Origin of the sequence: Stenotrophomonas sp. GD03930 (assembly GCF_029839665.1) — a bacterium.
In the GTDB taxonomy this organism is placed as follows: domain Bacteria; phylum Pseudomonadota; class Gammaproteobacteria; order Xanthomonadales; family Xanthomonadaceae; genus Stenotrophomonas; species Stenotrophomonas forensis.
The window spans coordinates 1,700,837-1,717,865 of the sequence record NZ_JAOCAV010000001.1 but is presented as its reverse complement, the minus strand read 5'-3'; the positions used below and the strand labels follow the sequence as shown (position 1 = coordinate 1,717,865).

Here is a 17,029-nt window from a genome sequence, read left to right as displayed (position 1 = left end):
CCGCTCATCCGCAATCGAGCAGGTGGCGGAAGCGGAACAGGTCGCCGTCGCCGCGGATGCCGAGCTTGCGGTAGGCCGAGGTTTTCTGCGAGCTGATCGTGCTGGCCGAACGCCCCGATCGCAGGGCCATTTCACTGGTGCTGACCCCTTTGAGCACCAGGCCAAGCACTTCGCGCTCGCGTCGGCTCAACGGCGCCAGCACCGGCGCCGGCGTGCTGCGCGCCCGCGATGCGTTCAGTTCCGCACGCAGCTCGGGTGGCACGAAGCATCCTCCGCGGGCCACCACGTCGATCGCGTGCAGCAACACATCCGGCGCGGTCGACTTGGACAGGAAGCCACGCGCGCCGGCACGCATGCTGGTGGTCACCGTGCTGGCGTTGCAGTGTGCCGACAACACCAGCACCGGCAGCGCCGGCCAGCGTTGCGACAAGCGGCGCAGCAGGGCCAATCCATCGCCCAGATCGCCCATCGGCAGCGCGTCGATCAGCAGCAGGTCCACACAGGTCGGGCTGCGCTCCAGCAGCTGCAGCAGATGCGCCTCGCTGGACAGGCTCACCCGGACCTGCACGCCACTCTGCTGTCGCAACAGCACTTCCACGCCCAATCGCAATACCGGATGCGGGTCCAGCAATGCCAGGCGTTGGGGCCGGTCGGGAAGCAGGGGTGGAAGTGCGGGCGGCATGGGGGGGCATGTCCAGCAACATGGGACAGCCACGGTAGAACGGAGACCGCAGCGGCGGAATCCAATTCCTTGCAATGCCAGGCCTGCCTGACCCATCAGTCAGATGGCATTCGGTTTTGCGCCTTCGCAAACGCAACAGGCCCGGCAGAAGCCGGGCCTGTCGGAGCTTTTCCAGCGCGCGATCGCGCCGGGGCAGCAATTACCAGCTGAAGCGCGGGCCGACGGTGTATTCCTTGTCGCCGTGACGGTTCATCTTCAGCTCGCCGTTCAGGCCCCAGTTCTGGTTCAGCTTGACCTGACCACCCAGGCGGCCGTACCACTGGCCATCCGGATTGACGCCGTGCTTCTTGGCGTAATCTTCGTAGCCGACCAGGCCGTAGACTTCGGCGTGGGCGCCGAAGGCAGTGCGGACACCGGCTTCAGCGCTGTAGCCGTTGAAGTCCAGACCGTGCTTCTGGTCGAGCTTCTGGTAGGCAACGCGGGCAACGAAGTCGGTCGACGGAGCGATTTCAACGTTGTAGCCGGCACCGATCTTCCACTGGTCCAGCTTGATGTTGGTGTGGTCGAACTCCTGGCGGCTGTACTCACCGAAGGCGTGGAAGTTCGGCAGGAAGCCGTAGGAACCCTTCACGCCCCAACCGTCGGACTTGAACGCATCGTTGTCGGTCTTGGCGTAGTTGGCTTCGGCGTAGTTGTAGGACAGGTTCTCAGCGGCCGAAGCGGTGAACGGCAGGGCAGCGGCCAGGGCCAGAGCAATCAGCGAATTCTTCATGGGGGTACACCTTTACTTTCTTATGGTGTGCAGCAGCGCCAGGGCGCCATCGCATCGGGAATGTAAATTCTCCGTTATTCGCCACAACGCTCCCTGAAAACAGCGGTCTTCGCATTGCTGAATTTTTTGCCTTGATTCAGGCTCTCTCTGGCATACGCGCGCGCCGCGCGTGCATTTGTGATCCATCGACGATTGCAACAGGAGGTTGCCTTGCACCTGCCCGACCCGCTTCAGAAGATGATCCGCGCGACCGTCCTGGCCAGCGCTGCGCTGTTTTCTTCCACGCCTGCACATGCACTGCAGGCCAGCGACTACCAACGCGCCGAACGCGTGCACGACAGTCATCTGCGCGGTGCACTGCGCAATGCGTCGGTGCTGCCGAACTGGCTGCCCGACGGGCGCTTCTGGTACGAGCGCGAAGACGCACAGGGCCGGCGCCAGGCCGTGCTGGTCGATCCGGCAACGGCCCGTCGCCAGATCCTGTTCGAGCCCACCGCGCTGGACACGGCGGTGGCCCCCTTCGCTGCCAGCGGGCCACGCCTGCGCCTGGCCAGCGTGCAGATGGTCGACGCTGGCCTGCGCCTGCGTTTCAACGGTGAGGTGCCGATCGATTGCCAGTGGCCACGCTGGCAATGCGCGCGCGCGCAGGATCCGTTGCCGCCGGCCGACGCACTGCCTTCACCCGTTGGCGATGCGTGGCTGCAGGTGCGCGGCCACGATCTATGGCTGCACTCGCCAGGAACCGTGGCACGCGCGCTGACAGCCGGCGGTGAACCCGGCCATGGTTATGGCGTGCTGCCGGACTTCGCCCTGCGTGGCATTCCGCGCCGGCAGGGCCGGATGCCGATGCGACCGTTCGCGGTCGCCTGGTCACCGGATGGCCGCTACGTGGCCGGCATCCGCTATGACGAGCGTGCCCTGCTGGACTATCCCTATCTGGAAAGCACGCCCGCCGACAGCGCGCGCCCACGCGTGCATGCGGTGAAACTGGGCGTGCTGGGTGATGCCCAGCAGGTGCGCGACAGCCTGTACGTGGTGGATACCCGCAGCGGTCAACAGCACGACATCGCGCTGCCCGAGGGCTGGAACACGCTCAGCGAAGCCGGCGTGCTGGGCTGGGAGGGCGGCCGGTTGTACGCGGTGATCGCGCACTTCGGGACGCCACGGCGCCTGCGCCTGGTGGAGATCGAAGCCGGCAGCGGTGCAGTGCGCACCGTACTGGAGGAAGCCAGCGACACCCGCCTGCAGCTCAACGTGTACTCGTACAACCGACCGGCCGTGGCGATCCTGCCCGGGCAGGACACCGCCGTGTGGTTCTCGCAGCGCGACGGCCGGGGCCATCTGTACCGGGTGCGCCTGTCCGACGGCAAGGTGCTGCGCCAGCTGACCCGTGGCCCCTGGGTGGTACGCGACCTGCTGGGCGTGGACGGCGCAGGCGGTTGGGCCTACTTCAGTGCCGGCGGCGTGGACGGTGGCGACCCTTACGTGCGCGGCCTGTACCGGGTATCGCTGCAGGGCGGGCCGATCCAGCGCCTGGCCGCCGATGGCAACGACCACCTGGCCGATGCCGGAACCGGCGCGCTGTTCGGCGGACGCGCGCCGCAGGCGCTGTCGCCTGGCGCTGGCTATCTGGTGGATACCGTTTCCCGTCTCGACCAGCCACCACGCACCGTGCTGCGGGCCAGCGATGATGGCCGTGAAGTGATGGTGCTGGAAACAGCCGATGACAGCGCGATCGTTGCGGCAGGCTGGCGACCACCACGGCGCGAACGGCTGCTCGCCGCCGACGGGCGCACGCCGGTCTTCGCCACCGTCTACCTGCCCCGTGACTATCGCGATGATGGCAGCTTCCCGGTGATCGACGCGATGTACGGCGGCGCCTTCATCAGCAATGCGCCGGTGACCTACGCCGAAGCGGTGTCCGCATTGAATCCGGTGTCACGCGCCAGCCTGGCCGAGCTTGGCTTCGTGGTGGTCAGCATCGATGCGCGCGGTACCGGCGGCCGCGACAAGGCATTCCATGACGCCAGCTTCCTGCGCGCCGCCGATGTGCAGCTGGATGACCATGTGGCGGCGCTGCGCCAGCTGGGCGAACGCTACCCGGGCATCGACCTGCAGCGGGTCGGCATCTATGGGCATTCGTTCGGTGGCTACAGCGCGGCGCGCGCCCTGCTGCGCTACCCGGCGTTCTACAAGGTGGGCGTGGCCTCGGCCGGCAGCCACAATTTCCAGGGCATGTATGGTGGCGCCCTGCACGGCATGGACCGGCTGTTCGGCGGCGTGCTGCCGGCTACGGCCATGGCCGATGGCGTGCCGGCGCCGTTTGCCGGACTCGACAATGCCGCGCTGGCCGGCAACCTGCGCGGGCATCTGCTGCTGGTCTATGGCGAACTGGACGAGAACGCGCCACCTGCGCTGACCCTGCAGCTGGCCGCCGCCCTGAACAAGGCCCAGCGCGAGTATGACCTGCTGTACCTGGCCCGCCAGGACCATGAGTTGTTCCGCAACGACGCTACCTACACGCACCGCATGTGGGACTACTTCGTGCGCCACCTGGCCGGCCGGCAACCGCCGGATACAGCACTGGCGCCACTGCCCGGTGGCCCGGGCTGAACAGCCATCGCCAGGGTGTCGATCCACGCCGCCCTGGTTCGTCGGGTACTTGAAGGCCGTGCATGCGGCACGGTCCATCCGGAGGCAGGCAATGAGCTACATCGATGGTTTCGTCCTGGCGGTGCCCACCGCCAACAAGGAGAAGTTCCTCGCCCACGCGCGCGCGGGTGATCCCGTTTTCATCGAATACGGCGCGCTGCGCGTGGTCGAGTGCTGGGGTGACGACGTACCACGCGGCAAGACCACCGACTTCTTCGGCGCGGTGAAAGCCACGCCGGATGAGACAGTGGTGTTTTCCTGGATCGAATGGCCGGACAAGGCGACCCGCGACGCCGGCATGCAGAAGATGATGGAAGATCCGCGGCTGGATCCGGCGAAGAATCCGATGCCGTTCGACGGCGCGCGGATGATCTACGGCGGCTTCGTGCCGATCTACGAACTGACGCCCTGATGCGTGCGGGCGCGCTCAGCGCGCGTCCGTGTCATCGCTGGCAGCGGCATGGCCGGCGCCCAGTGCGGCGCCGGCACCCATGCCCATGCCGGCCCCCATTCCACCGCCACCGCCGCCTCCACCGGAACGACCGCCCTTGGCATCGCCGTCATTGCGGCCCTTGCCGCTGGCGCCGGGCCGGGTCGGCCCCTGCGGCGGAATCTGCAGGCCGGCCGGGATCGGCGCCAGGTCCAGCGCTTCGCGCACGAAGTCACGCAGCGAGACCACCAGGTCGTGGGTGTGCACCGGCCGACCCTGTGCCAGTTCGTTGGCGGCGCGCGCGGCCAGCCGCACCTGTTCGTCGGTGCCCAGCAGCAGGATGTCCGACAGTGCCGCCTCGACCGCATCGCGGATGCGGCGGGCGCGGTCCGAACGCGGTTCGGCGATGCCTTCGGCATCTTCGCGCTGGCGCAGGTCGCGGCGATGGCTGGGGTCCACCCCCAGTTCGCCGGTGAACGAACCGCCCAGGGTCTTGTAGGCGGCCATCAGCGTGCGCAGCCGCTCATTGATCTGCCGGTTCTCGCGCTCGCGACGCTGCTGCAGGGTCTGCATCACCAGCAGGCGGATGCCCACGCCGAGCAGGGTGATCAGGACCAGGCCGGCCAGGGTGGACAGCACGCCCTGCCAGGAACTGAAGTCGATACCGCGCATGCTCGGCACTCCGGCGGGAAGAGCCTGCATCTTGCCCCAGGCCATGTCCCAGAAACGCGAAAGGCCCCACCACCCGGAGGGTGGCAGGGCCTTCGATCACGGCGCGATTACTTGCGCTTGGCGACCTTGCGCACGGCCTTCTTGGCCGGAGCCTTCTTGGCGGCGACCTTCTTCAGCGGTGCAGCCTTCTTGGCGACCGTCTTGCGGGTGGCGGCAACCTTCTTGCCAACCGCCTTCTTGGCGACGGCGGTCTTCTTGCCGACGACCTTCTTGGCCGCAGCGGTCTTCTTGGTGGCGACCTTCTTGGTGGCGGCAACCTTCTTGCCGACAACCTTCTTCGCAGCCACGGCCTTCTTGCCGGCGACCTTCTTGGCGGCGACGGTCTTCTTGGCCACAGCCTTCTTGGCGGTGGCGGCCTTCTTGCCGACCACCTTCTTGGCGGCCGCGGCCTTCTTGGCAACGGTCTTCTTGGCCACGGCAGCCTTCTTGGTGGCGGCCTTCTTCACGGTGGCGACCTTCTTGCCGGCAGCCTTGGTGGCGGCCTTGGTGGTCTTCTTGGCGGCAGCGGCCTTCTTGGTCACAGCCTTGCCCGCAGCAGCCTTCTTCTTGGCCACTTCCTTCTTCAGGGCAGCGGCTTCGGCCTTGGCGTTCTTCTTGGCCGCTTCCAGCTTCTGCTTGGCCTTGGCAACGGTCTTGCCGACCGACTTGGCAGCCTTCTCGGCCTTCTTGGCAACGGTCTTCTCGACCTTGGCCACGGCCTTCTTGGCCTTGGCAACGCGGGTACCGGCAGCCTTGGTGGCGCGCTTGACGGTCTTCTTGACCGACTTCACGGCGTCTTCGGCGGCGTGGGCGATGGTCTCGCCAACATTGGTGGCGGTTTCTTTGACGTTCTCGACGGCGTCGGTCACGACCGACACACCATTACCGTTGCTCATGTTGCCCTCCTGCGGGCCTTTAGTATCAAAACGGGGCGATGCTATACCGACATTGACGATCGTGGAACGGGGCATGCGCCACCAATCGCATCTGCTGCGACGGCAATGGTGTAGCCAGGCACGGTCGCCAGCACGACTGCTTTGCAGCAAACCCCTTTTTTTAAGGACTGCGCCACACACGCCACACGCAGGATGGGCAGCACCGCAGTGGCCGGCACCGATGCGCTGATCCGCGCAGGTTGTGGCGCATTGCGGCACCCGGTTGCGCGGAACTGCGCAGGTATCCGTCTGTGTCCACATCGCGGTCGGCCACCTTCGGCAGTGCACGCATCGCGGCCATGACGGTCGCTTTGGCCGCGTCGCCGCCCCATGGACACGCCGGCCGGGCACGCGGTTTTCATGGCGCATTTATCCAGATCGCGACACACTCATTCAGCTTGTTTTACCGTAGGGCCGAACCGCCCCCACCCACGCCTGCGAACCGACGCCCATGCGACCGCTCCCCACCCTGCTCACGCTCGCAATCGCCGCTGCCTTTGGTGGCTTCGTTGCCACCGGCCTCAATGCACACCTGGACAACCGCGCCGATGCCGCACCGCTGCCGACGGTGTTGCCGACCACCGCAGCATTGCCGGCCTCGGTCGCCGGACAGGCGGTGCCCTCGCTGGCGCCGATGCTGGAGAAGGCGATGCCGGCAGTGGTCAGCGTCAACACCAAGCAGGTGGTGCGCGTGCGCAACCCCTTCTTCAACGACCCGTTCTTCCGCCGCCTGTTCCCGGACATCCCGCAGGAACGCATCAATGAATCGCTGGGCTCGGGCGTGATCATCGACGCCAAGGAAGGCCTGGTGCTGACCAACCACCATGTCATCGACAATGCCGATGACGTGCAGGTGACGCTGGCCGACGGGCGCACGGTCAAGGCCGAATTCCTCGGTTCGGACCGCGATACCGACATCGCGCTGATCCGCATCCCGGCGCAGAACCTGACCGACATCAAGCTCGGCAACAGCGACCAGCTGCGGGTGGGCGACTTCGTGGTGGCCATCGGCAATCCGTTCGGCTTCAGCCAGACGGTCACCTCCGGCATCGTCTCGGCCGTGGGTCGCAGCGGCATCCGCGGCCTGGGCTACCAGAACTTCATCCAGACCGATGCGTCGATCAACCCGGGCAATTCCGGTGGCGCGCTGGTCGACCTGCAGGGCCAGCTGGTCGGCATCAATACCGCCAGCTTCAATCCGCAGGGCAGCATGGCCGGCAACATCGGCCTGGGCCTGGCGATTCCCTCCAACCTGGCGCGCAGCGTGGTCGACCAGCTGGTCAAGCATGGCGTGGTGGTGCGCGGCACGCTGGGCGTGGAGAGCCAGAACCTGACCGCGCAGATCGCGCAGGGCCTGGGCCTGGGCGAAAGCCGGGGCGCGCTGATCACCCGCGTGCTGGCCGGTTCGGCCGCCGCGACCGCTGGCCTGAAGCCGGGCGACGTGGTGGTCTCGGCCAATGGCCAGCGCGTGGACAGCGCAGAGGCGCTGCACAACGTGGAAGGCCTGGCCGCGGTCGGCAGCCCGCTGACGCTGGACGTGCGCCGCGAAGGCAAGCCGTTGCAGATCAAGGCGACGCTGAAGGAGCAGGCACGTGCAGTGACCGGCGACAGCCTGGACCCACGCCTGGGCGGCGCCACCTTCGTCGACCTGCCCGAATCGCTGCGCCAGTCGGGCGTTGGCGGCGTACTGGTCAGCGAGGTCAAGCGCGGCAGTCGCGCGGCCAGCAACGGCCTGCAGCAGGGCGACATCATCACCGACGCCACGGTGGGTGAATTCGCCGACCTGGCCAGCTGGCGTGCCAACTTCCAGCAGCGCCCGCCGACACTGGTGCTGCGCGTGCTGCGCAACAACGGCCAGCAGCAGGGCCAGCTCGTGATGCGCTGATCGCCCCGCCGTAACACCCCCTATACCCCGGCAATGCTATTGCTGTCAGTCCAGGTCGGCACCGCCGACACCCGTTCCCCCATCGCAACAGGAGTGATTCGATGAGCCCCACCAATACCGAGAACCTGAAGGAACACCTGGGTGAAGCCGGTTCCCACCTGAAGCAGGCCGCCACGGCCGCCGGCGGTGCGATCAAGGGCGCAACCGGTGCTGCGACCGATGAACTGCGCATCGGCAAGGCCAACGTCAAGGCCGAACTGTCCGACAGCGCGCTGTCCGGCCTGGCCGCCGCCGAGTTCGGTGGTGCCGCCGCCAAGGAACAGGTCGATGCACTGATGGACAAGGGCAAGGATCTGATCGACAGCGCCGCTGAGCTGATCCGCGAACGTCCGCTGGCCTCGTTCGGCGTCGCCTTCGCCGCCGGCTGGATCATCGCCAAGCTGGCCCGCGGCAGCAGCGACAAGTAAGCCGCAGCGTGAGCGAAGACAACGCGCAAGCGCCTGATCCGGCGGCCACCCCGCCGCTGGATGAGAGCATCCGCCAGGTCGGTGCGGCCGGCCGTGCCGCCGCCGATTCGGCCAAGCACTCGCTGCGCTCGTTGCGCCGGTTGGCTTCGGCCGACTTCGCACTGGCGCGGAGTGCGTTCGGCCGCGCGCTGGCCTGGGCCGGCGTGGCGATCGTGTTCGGTGCGTCGGCCTGGCTGCTGATGGCGGCCACCCTCATCGCCCTGCTGCAGAGCTGGGGCCTGAGCTGGCTGCAGGCCCTGCTGATCACCTCGCTGCTGAGCCTGGCCGTGACCGGCTATGCGATCTGGCGGGTGTCCTACTTCTTCCACCACACCGGCATGCACGCCACCCGACGCCAGCTGTCACGCCTGGGCCTGTTCGACGAGCCCAGCGAAGATGACCCGGATGCCGATGTGCAGCTGCCGGAGGGCAAGCCATGAAGTTCGGTGCGCTGCAGCGGCGGGTGAAACGCTGCGAACAGGTGGTGACGGTGCGACTTGTCGAGACCCAGGACCACTGGTCCACGCTCAGCCAGGTCTGGCGCCAGGGCTGGTCGCCGCTGCGCATCGTGGTGGTCGGCCTGGCCGGCGGCTTCATCGCCGGCAAGCTGGAAGTGCCGGGCAAGGTCAACGGCGCCCGCTGGCTGCAGATGGTGGGCTCGGTCTCGAACCTGTTCGCCAGCGCGCAGGCGGCGTTCGCTACGGCCATGGCGGCACAGGCCGCAGCCACCGCCGACGATGCCGCCGAAGAAGCCGACGATGCCAGCGAACAGGCACAGGCGGCCGCATCGGCATCCGCCGCACGCCCGGCACCGGTAGCACAGCCGGCGGCGGAACCGGAACTGCGCGAGCCGCGTCCGGCCGAAGCAGCCACTGAGCTGTCAGAACGTTGATGGATGGAATCCGCCGCGCCGATCGCGGCCGGCGGATAATGCGCTTCCCTTCCCGGTTGATGCGTCGATGAGCGAGCCCCTCCTGTCCCCGTCAGCGGCCGGCCCCGAACTGCCCGAGGCGCCGCTGCCGCCACCGTCGCGCCCGCGCGGGCCGATGTCGCTGGTGGTGCTGGCCACGCTGGCGGTGGGCTACACCCTGTGGGCCGCACAGGACATCATCCTGCCGGTGCTGCTGGCGATGTTCTTCGCGCTGGTCGGCAACCCGATCCTGCGCCTGTTGCAGAAGCTGTGGATTCCACGTGCGCTGGGCGCACTGCTGGTGCTCGGCGCCGGTCTCGGCGTGACCGGTGCGCTGGCGGTGCAGCTGATCGGCCCGGCGATGGAGTGGGCACAGGAAGCCCCGCAGCAGCTGCGCAAGGTCGCGCGCCAGGTTCAGGACCTGACCAAGCCGGTGCAGCAGGCCAACCAGGCCGCAGAGAACTTCGCGCGCGTCGCCGGCGGTGACAGCAACCGCAAGGTGCAGGTGATCCGCACCCAGCTCGACGACCCGTACCGCATGCTGACCCGTGCACCACGGCTGGCCGCCTCGGTGCTGGCGGTGGTGCTGCTGACCCTGTTCTTCATGATCTACGGGCAGAACCTGCAGCGCGCGGCGATCGCGCTGTTCCCGAACCGCCAGCAACAACGCTTTACCAGCGACATCCTGCGTTCGATCGAGCGCGAGGTCTCGCGCTACGTGCTGACCATCAGCGTGATCAATACCCTGGTCGGGCTGGTGTTTGCCGGCGTCCTGATGCTGTTCGGCATCAGCCTGCAGGACGCACTGCTGTGGGGCACGGTGGCGGCGCTGCTGAATTTCGCGCCCTACGTGGGCCCGCTGATCGGCGTGGCGCTGATGCTGCTGATGGGCTTCGTGGAATTCAGCGACCCGCTGCAGGCGCTGCTGCCGGCGGCCGCCTACCTGGCCCTGCATACCGTGGAGGGCCAGGTGGTGACCCCGATCGTGCTGGGGCGGCGCATGAAGCTGTCGCCACTGGTGCTGATCCTGGCACTGATGGTGTTCGGCTGGGCCTGGGGCATGATCGGGCTGCTGCTGGCAGTGCCGCTGCTGGTGTGCATCAAGCTGGTGCTGGCACGGCTGGACGGCATGCAGGGCTGGGCGCGCCTGCTGGAATGAAAGCCCGCGCGGGCAGGCGTAGAATGGTGGGGTGAATTTCCCCGTCCAAGCCATCACTCTCGACCTTGACGACACGCTGTGGCCGTTCGCTCCGATCGGCGCCCGCATCGACCTGGTCCTGCACGAGTGGATGCGTGAACACAGCCCGGCCACCGCCGCGATGTATCCGGTGGCAGCGATGCGCGAACTGCGCGAGCGCCTGTACCACGCCCATCCGCATCTCCATCACGACCTGAGCGCACTGCGCCGGCTGACCCTGCACGAAGCCCTGCACGGCAGCGGCGCCAGCCTCGACCTGCTGGAGCCGGCGTATGAAGTGTTCTACGCCGCGCGCAACCAGGTGGAGTGCTACCCCGATGCGATCGAGGCACTGGCTCGGATTGCCGCGCGGGTGCCGGTGGCGGCGCTGAGCAATGGCAACGCCGATCTGGAACGGATCGGCCTGGCCCATCATTTCGCCTTCCAGCTGGGCGCGCGCGAACACGGCGCGGCCAAGCCCGAGGCCAGCATCTTCCACGCCGCCTGCACCCGCCTGGGTGTGGCACCGGCACAGGTGCTGCATGTCGGCGACCATGCCGAGATGGATGTGGCCGGAGCAATCGCCGCAGGCCTGCGCGGATGCTGGATCAACCGTGAAGCCGCCACCTGGACCCATCCGCAGCTGCAGCCGGACCTGCAGTTCGACACCCTCACCGGCCTGGCCGACTGGTTGGATGCCAACCTCGACGCTGCCGCACCCCGGAGTATCTGACGCATGAGCGAGATCACTGGTTTCACCACCGACGCCACCGCGGCGCTGCCGCTGTACGTGCTGGACCGCGAGCAGTTCGCGGCCTGGAAGGACGGCCAGCCGGCCGCCACCCAGGCCTGGCTGGCATCGCAGGGCTTTACTGCCGGCGCCTTCAGCACTGCGCTGCTGCCCGGCGCCGACGGCCTGGCCGGTGCGGTGATCGGCGTCGGTGATCGCGCCGACGCCTACAGCTACTCGCACGCTCCGCACGCCCTGCCGGAAGGCAGCGTGTGGCAGCTGGCCAGCGAACTGCCGGCCGCCGAACAGGCGCTGATGCAGCTGGGCTGGGGCCTGGGCAGCTACCGCTTCGACCGCTACCGCAAGCGCCACCGTGCGCCGGCGCAGCTGGTGGCCGCCCCCACCGGCGAAGCGGCCGACCTGATCACCGCCAGCCTGCGCGTGCGTGACTGGGTCAACACCCCGACCGAGGACATGGGTCCGCAGCAGCTGGAAGACGCCGCACGTGCGCTGGCCGACGCGCATGGCGCCGAGGTCGAGGCGATCACCGGCGATGCGCTGCTGAAGCAGAACTTCCCGGCCATCCACGCCGTGGGCCGCGCCTCGCACCGCGCTCCGCGCCTGGTCGTGCTGCGCTGGGGCAAGGACACCGACCCGGCACTGGTGCTGGTCGGCAAGGGCGTGTGCTTCGACACCGGCGGCCTGGACATCAAGCCGGCCGACGGCATGCGCAACATGAAGAAGGACATGGGCGGCGCCGCGCACGCGCTGGCCCTGGCCGGCCTGGTGATGGCCCGCGGGCTGCCGGTGCGGCTGACCCTGCTGGTGCCGGCGGTGGAAAACGCGATCGGCCCGGATGCCTTCCGCCCGGGCGAAGTCATCGCCACGCGCAAGGGCCTGAGCGTGGAGATCGACAACACCGACGCCGAAGGCCGCGTGATCCTGTGCGACGCGCTGACCTTCGCCAGCGAGCAGAAGCCCGACCTGGTGCTGGACTTCGCCACCCTCACCGGTGCCGCACGCATCGCGCTGGGCCCGGACCTGCCGGCACTGTTCAGCAACGATGACAGCGTGGCCCAGCAGTGGCTGCAGGCCGGCGACGCGACCCGCGACCCGGTCTGGCGCATGCCGCTGTGGCGCCCCTACCTGCGTTACCTGACCAGTGGCATCGCGGACCTGGCCAATGCCGGTTCGCGCATGGCCGGCTCGGTCACGGCCGCGCTGTACCTGGAACGTTTCCTGGAAGACGGCCAGCGCTGGGCGCATCTGGACGTCTATGCCTGGAACGACGGCGAGCGACCGGGCCGTCCGGCCGGTGGCGAAGCGCTGGCGCTGCGTTCGGCCTGGGCGATGCTGAAGGCGCGCTACAGCTGATCGGGTGGGTGCCGACCTTGGTCGGCACGCCGTCCCCGGCAAACTTGACGAAAATTTGAATACCGGGCCTGGAAGGGTTCTGCGAGGATGTGCGGGTCGACCACCCACACGCTCCGTGAAGGCAGGAACCCGACCATGTCGCTCTTCCGCTATACCCGCGCCGGCCAGGCGCCAGGCGCACCGCGCAGGCATTCGCCGCTGCTCTGGATCGCCCTGATCGCGCTCATCCTGGGTGCCGTCGCACTGACCTTCGCCTGGCTGGCCGGCTGGATCGGCAACCGCCTGACCGCGCAGCGCTTCACCGACACCATCGAAGCCACCGGCCCGGCGCATCCCGGCTTCCGCCGTGCGCACAGCAAGGGCATCTGCGTGAGCGGCTGGTTCGAACCCAGCGCGCAGGCGCCGACGCTGTCCAGCGCACGGGTGTTCTCGCAACCGCGCGTGCCGGTGATGGGGCGGCTGTCGATCGGCGGCGGCGATCCCTACGGCGCCGACAACACCGCGCGCGTGCGCAGCCTGGCGGTGCAGATGGTCAGCGATGACGGCCAGGAGTGGCGGATGGCGATGAACAGCTTCCCGTTCTTCGCCGTTCCCGATGCCGAGGCGTTCTTCGAGCAGACCCGCGCCTCCATTCCCGACCCGGCCACCGGCAAGCCCGACCCGCAGAAGATGGCGGCCGTGCTGGCGAAGTACCCCAGTGCACAGGCCTTCCAGCAATGGGCCAAGACGGCGCCGTGGACCAGCAGCTGGGCCGACACTACCTTCAACAGCGTCAACAGCTTCTGGTTCACCAACGCGCAGGGCCAGAAGCGCGCGGTGCGCTGGCGCTGGCAGCCGCAGGCGCCGGTGGTGGAAATGGATGCCGAAACGCGCAAGCAGGCCAGCGTCGATTTCCTCAGCCAGGAACTGCGGCAGCGCCTGGCCAGTGGTCCGGTGCGCTGGAACCTGGTCGTCAGCACCGCCGAGCCCGGCGACGCCATCGATGATCCATCGGTAGCGTGGCCCGAGTCGCGTGAACAGGTGGTGGCTGGCGTGCTCAGCCTGGAGCGCATGCAGTCGCAGGAAGAAGGCGCCTGCGGACAGATCAACTTCGATCCGCTGATCCTGCCCAGCGGCGTGCGCGGCAGCGACGATCCGATCCTGGCCGCACGCTCGGCGGTGTATTCGCAGTCGTTCAACCGCCGCGAACGCGAGCGCGCCAGCGGCCATGTGGAGCAACCGAAGGAGGCCGCACGATGAGCACCGGCAATGGCCACTTCAACCTGCTGGCGCGGGTACTGCACTGGTCCATGGCGCTGATGATCATCGCCATGCTGTTCATCGGCGTGACCATGGTCGCCTCGCTGCACCTGCGCCCCGTGCTGATCGACCTGCACCGTCCACTGGGCATCGCGATCCTGCTGCTGGTGCTGCTGCGCCTGTATAACCGGCTGCGCCATCGCCCGCCGCCGCTGCCGGCCGATCTGCCGGTGTGGCAGGCGATGGCGGCCAAGGCGTCGCATTGGATGCTGTACGCGCTGATGCTGGCGATGCCGCTGATCGGCTGGGCGATGCTGTCGGCCGGGGGTTACCCGATCGTGCTGTGGGGTGGCCTGCACCTGCCGCCGATCGTGCCGCACACCCCGGCGCTGTATGCCGCGCTGCGCAACGCGCACAGCCTGCTGGCCTATGTATTGTTCGCCACGGTGCTGATGCACGTGGGGGCGGCGCTGTTCCACCTGTGGGTGCGGCGTGACGGGGTGTTCCAGGCGATGGCGCGCGGGAAGGATTGATCGGGTTCGCCGGGAGTTCCCGGCGGATCGTTTCCGCGCCTGCGGGGAGGTGTCACTTTCTTTGCTCGTGCACCGCGCTGCAGGAGCAGCGCGGAACGGCGCAGCCGGCCCGTAGGGTGGCGCACATGGATGTGCGCCATCAAGAAAGTAACCAAAGAAACACGCCGCAAGGTCGCGAGCCGGTGCTACGCACCGGTGCCCTGCGCTTCCCGGGGAAACAGGGGACGGCGCCGAACTCGCTGCGCTCAAACACCGGCGCCTCTTCGCCCCTGATTCCCCTGCGATGCTCGGCTCGCTATAAGGCGGACCCAACGTCAAAGGGCACAGCTGCACCCAGTAGATCCACGCCATGCGTGATTGCCGTTGCCGTTGATCTTGACCTTCCAGTCCGCCTTCAAGCGAGCCGAGCACCGCAGGTCCGGCGAGGGCGAAGAGGTGCGGGTGTCTGAGCGCAGCGAGTTCCCGCACCGCCCCTCGACGGGCCGAGGAGCACAGGGCACCGGCGTGCGAAGCGCGCCGGCTCGCGGCCGGCGGCGTGTTTCTTTGGTTACTTTCTTGATGGCGCACATCCATGTGCGCCACCCTACGGGCCGGCTGCGCCGTTCCGCGCTGCTCCTGCAGCGCGGTGCACGAGCAAAGAAAGTGACACCCCACCGCGGTCGCGGAAATGATCCCCTACAACCACCCCTTCTGCCGCGCCAGCCGATACGCCTCGATGCGATTGGCCACACCCAGCTTGCCGATGCACTCGGACAGGTAATTGCGCACCGTACCGTGCGACAACCCCAGCTGCTCGGCGATCTCGCTGGCCGTGCGGCCCTCGCCCGCCAGCCGCAGCACCCGGCGCTCGCGGTCGGTCAGCGGGTCGGCCTGCGACCATGCATCCAGCGCCAGTTGCGGGTCGATCGCGCGGATACCCTGGTTCACCTTGCGCAGTGCGTCGGCCAGGTTCTCGGCCGGTGCGTCCTTCAACAGGTACCCCAGCACGCCGGCTTCCAACGCGCGACGCAGGAAGCCGGCACGGGCGAAGGTGGTCACGATCACCACCTTGATCGGCAGCTCATGGCGGGCGATGCGCTGCGCCAGTTCCAGCCCGGACAGGCCAGGCATCTCGATGTCGGTCACCAGGATGTCCGGCTTCAGCTGCTGCAGCATCCGCCATGCGGCTTCGCCGTCGGCGGCGCTGCCCAGTACCTCGATATCAGGCTCCAGGCCCAGCAGCGCCGACAACGCACCCCGTACCATCGCTTGGTCTTCGGCCAGCAGGATGCGGATCATGCCGCACCGCCCGGTGCCAATGACGCCGGCGGCAACGGCGTACTGGCGGCCACCAGCGGCACGCGCACGGTCAGCACCGTGCCTTCTCCGCGCGGAGACTGAAGCGTCAACTGGCCACCCAGCGCCGCCGCCCGTTCGCGCATGCCACACAGTCCATTGCCCTCGGCCTGCACGCCACCGCGCCCGTCATCGCGTATCTGCATCGCCAACTGTCGTTCCTCAAGCATGAAATCCACCTGCACCCGGGTCGCCTGCGCATGGCGCACGATATTGGTGGCTGCTTCGCGCAGCACCAGAGCCAGTCCACGTTCCACGTCCACCGGCATCGGTGGCGGCGTCGTGTACTGCAGGTGCACCTGCTGGCATTCCAGCAGCAGGCGTGCCGAGGCAAGCTCACCGGCCAGGTCACTGGCGCGGATGCCGGTCACCGCACTGCGGACCTGTGCCAGCGCCTCGCGGGCGATCGCTTCGGCCTCGCCGATCTCCTGCCGCGCGCGCGCGTCGCCACGGTCGTGCAGCTTGCGCGCCAGCTCCAGCTTCAACGTGATCAGCGACAGGGTGTGGCCGAGCAGGTCATGCAGGTCACGGCCGATGCGTTCGCGCTCGGCGGTGGTCGCCAGCCGCCGGACTTCGTCCTGCGACAGCTGCAGGGCAACGTCGCGCTGCTGGCTCAGGGCCTCCACGTTCACCACCAGCCCGACAATGAACGACACCGCTGGCATCCACACCATGGCCTGCCACGGATAGCCGAAGTACAACGCGGTGCCACAGAACAGCAGGTTCAGCCCGGTCAGCTGCAGCAGGTACGCCCACCAGCTGCTGCGCCCGCTCATGCGGATCATCACGCAGCCGAACACGAAGTAGCTCAAGCCCGAGGGGTACCAGGGCAGCAGTACCAGCGCCAGCACGATCATGCCCAGCGCATAGCGCCACCCATGGTGCCGTGGCGCCAGCATCACCCTGGCGTAGAGCAGCAGGAACAGCGGATAGCTGACCAGGGTCAGCAGCAGCCAGCGCAGCGTGAAGCCATTGCCCAGCACCGGGGTGAGGAAGATCCATACCGACCACAGCAGGTGGATCGCGCCGCTCCAGGGCGACTTGCCACGTCGCAGCAGTTCGGCCACGGCCGAATCCGGCGCAGGGCGCAGCAGGGACGCAAGCCAGCTCGACGACACGGGAGGATCCAGGCGGGGACGAACGTTGCCGATCATGCCA

17 protein-coding genes are annotated in these 17,029 nt (G+C 68.0%); 11 read left to right on the top strand and 6 right to left on the bottom strand.

The window, feature by feature from the left end; translation table 11 throughout:
- Nucleotides 1–4 precede the first annotated feature (4 nt).
- Nucleotides 5–682 carry a response regulator transcription factor gene (locus N5C18_RS07690; RefSeq protein ID WP_053509545.1) on the bottom strand — a complete coding sequence of 226 codons (678 nt, stop codon included), beginning with the start codon at nucleotides 680–682 and terminating at the stop codon, nucleotides 5–7.
- Nucleotides 683–881: 199 nt separating this feature from the next.
- A complete protein-coding gene (locus N5C18_RS07685) occupies nucleotides 882–1,454 on the bottom strand; it encodes an Ax21 family protein (RefSeq protein WP_008268412.1) in 573 nt (190 codons plus the stop codon).
- Nucleotides 1,455–1,664: 210 nt separating this feature from the next.
- On the opposite strand from N5C18_RS07685, the gene N5C18_RS07680 reads away from it, so the two are divergent.
- Together N5C18_RS07680 and N5C18_RS07675 are read left to right on the top strand one after the other, a co-directional pair.
- Nucleotides 1,665–4,067: a prolyl oligopeptidase family serine peptidase gene (locus tag N5C18_RS07680; RefSeq protein WP_279944179.1), complete on the top strand. Its 2,403-nt coding sequence runs from the start codon at nucleotides 1,665–1,667 to the stop codon at nucleotides 4,065–4,067.
- A 91-nt stretch (nucleotides 4,068–4,158) separates the two neighbouring features.
- Entirely contained in the window at nucleotides 4,159–4,518 is a 360-nt protein-coding gene (locus N5C18_RS07675; protein WP_049457348.1) for a DUF1428 domain-containing protein, read from the top strand.
- Nucleotides 4,519–4,533: 15 nt separating this feature from the next.
- Here N5C18_RS07675 and N5C18_RS07670 read toward each other — a convergent pair whose 3' ends face one another.
- Together N5C18_RS07670 and N5C18_RS07665 are read right to left on the bottom strand one after the other, a co-directional pair.
- The gene (locus tag N5C18_RS07670; RefSeq protein ID WP_279944177.1) at nucleotides 4,534–5,208 is read right to left on the bottom strand and encodes a hypothetical protein; all 675 of its coding nucleotides are present in this window, start codon (nucleotides 5,206–5,208) and stop codon (nucleotides 4,534–4,536) included.
- 107 nt (nucleotides 5,209–5,315) lie between these two features.
- On the bottom strand, nucleotides 5,316–6,143 hold the full coding sequence (locus tag N5C18_RS07665; protein ID WP_279944176.1) for a histone: 828 nt from the start codon (nucleotides 6,141–6,143) through the stop codon (nucleotides 5,316–5,318).
- Nucleotides 6,144–6,633: 490 nt separating this feature from the next.
- Here N5C18_RS07665 and N5C18_RS07660 point away from each other — a divergent pair, with 490 nt between their 5' ends.
- From N5C18_RS07660 to N5C18_RS07620, 9 genes are all read left to right on the top strand, one after another.
- A complete protein-coding gene (locus N5C18_RS07660) occupies nucleotides 6,634–8,067 on the top strand; it encodes a Do family serine endopeptidase (RefSeq protein ID WP_004153836.1) in 1,434 nt (477 codons plus the stop codon).
- A gap of 101 nt (nucleotides 8,068–8,168) precedes the next feature.
- Nucleotides 8,169–8,534: a hypothetical protein gene (locus N5C18_RS07655; RefSeq protein ID WP_004153835.1), complete on the top strand. Its 366-nt coding sequence runs from the start codon at nucleotides 8,169–8,171 to the stop codon at nucleotides 8,532–8,534.
- A gap of 8 nt (nucleotides 8,535–8,542) precedes the next feature.
- Nucleotides 8,543–9,013 carry a phage holin family protein gene (locus N5C18_RS07650; protein ID WP_004153834.1) on the top strand — a complete coding sequence of 157 codons (471 nt, stop codon included), beginning with the start codon at nucleotides 8,543–8,545 and terminating at the stop codon, nucleotides 9,011–9,013.
- Nucleotides 9,010–9,465 carry a hypothetical protein gene (locus N5C18_RS07645; protein ID WP_053509538.1) on the top strand — a complete coding sequence of 152 codons (456 nt, stop codon included), beginning with the start codon at nucleotides 9,010–9,012 and terminating at the stop codon, nucleotides 9,463–9,465. The genes N5C18_RS07650 and N5C18_RS07645 overlap by 4 nt, the downstream gene beginning before the upstream one ends.
- 67 nt (nucleotides 9,466–9,532) lie before the next feature.
- Entirely contained in the window at nucleotides 9,533–10,642 is a 1,110-nt protein-coding gene (locus tag N5C18_RS07640) for an AI-2E family transporter (protein ID WP_040006610.1), read from the top strand.
- 31 nt (nucleotides 10,643–10,673) lie between these two features.
- Nucleotides 10,674–11,393 (top strand): HAD-IA family hydrolase, encoded by a 720-nt coding sequence (locus N5C18_RS07635; protein ID WP_004153832.1) that lies wholly within the window; start codon nucleotides 10,674–10,676, stop codon nucleotides 11,391–11,393.
- Nucleotides 11,394–11,396: 3 nt separating this feature from the next.
- Complete coding sequence (locus tag N5C18_RS07630; protein WP_053448545.1) at nucleotides 11,397–12,764, top strand: M17 family metallopeptidase; 1,368 nt, start codon at nucleotides 11,397–11,399, stop codon at nucleotides 12,762–12,764.
- A 135-nt stretch (nucleotides 12,765–12,899) separates the two neighbouring features.
- Nucleotides 12,900–14,003, top strand: a complete 1,104-nt coding sequence (locus N5C18_RS07625; protein WP_279944175.1) for a catalase family peroxidase — start codon at nucleotides 12,900–12,902, stop codon at nucleotides 14,001–14,003.
- Entirely contained in the window at nucleotides 14,000–14,536 is a 537-nt protein-coding gene (locus N5C18_RS07620) for a cytochrome b (RefSeq protein WP_164242826.1), read from the top strand. The genes N5C18_RS07625 and N5C18_RS07620 overlap by 4 nt, the downstream gene beginning before the upstream one ends.
- 675 nt (nucleotides 14,537–15,211) lie before the next feature.
- On the opposite strand, the gene N5C18_RS07615 is transcribed toward N5C18_RS07620, so the two are convergent.
- Together N5C18_RS07615 and N5C18_RS07610 are read right to left on the bottom strand one after the other, a co-directional pair.
- Nucleotides 15,212–15,814, bottom strand: a complete 603-nt coding sequence (locus N5C18_RS07615; protein ID WP_008268231.1) for a response regulator — start codon at nucleotides 15,812–15,814, stop codon at nucleotides 15,212–15,214.
- Nucleotides 15,811–17,025, bottom strand: a complete 1,215-nt coding sequence (locus N5C18_RS07610) for a sensor histidine kinase (RefSeq protein WP_053448542.1) — start codon at nucleotides 17,023–17,025, stop codon at nucleotides 15,811–15,813. The genes N5C18_RS07615 and N5C18_RS07610 overlap by 4 nt, the downstream gene beginning before the upstream one ends.
- Between the last annotated feature and the right edge of the window lie 4 nt (nucleotides 17,026–17,029).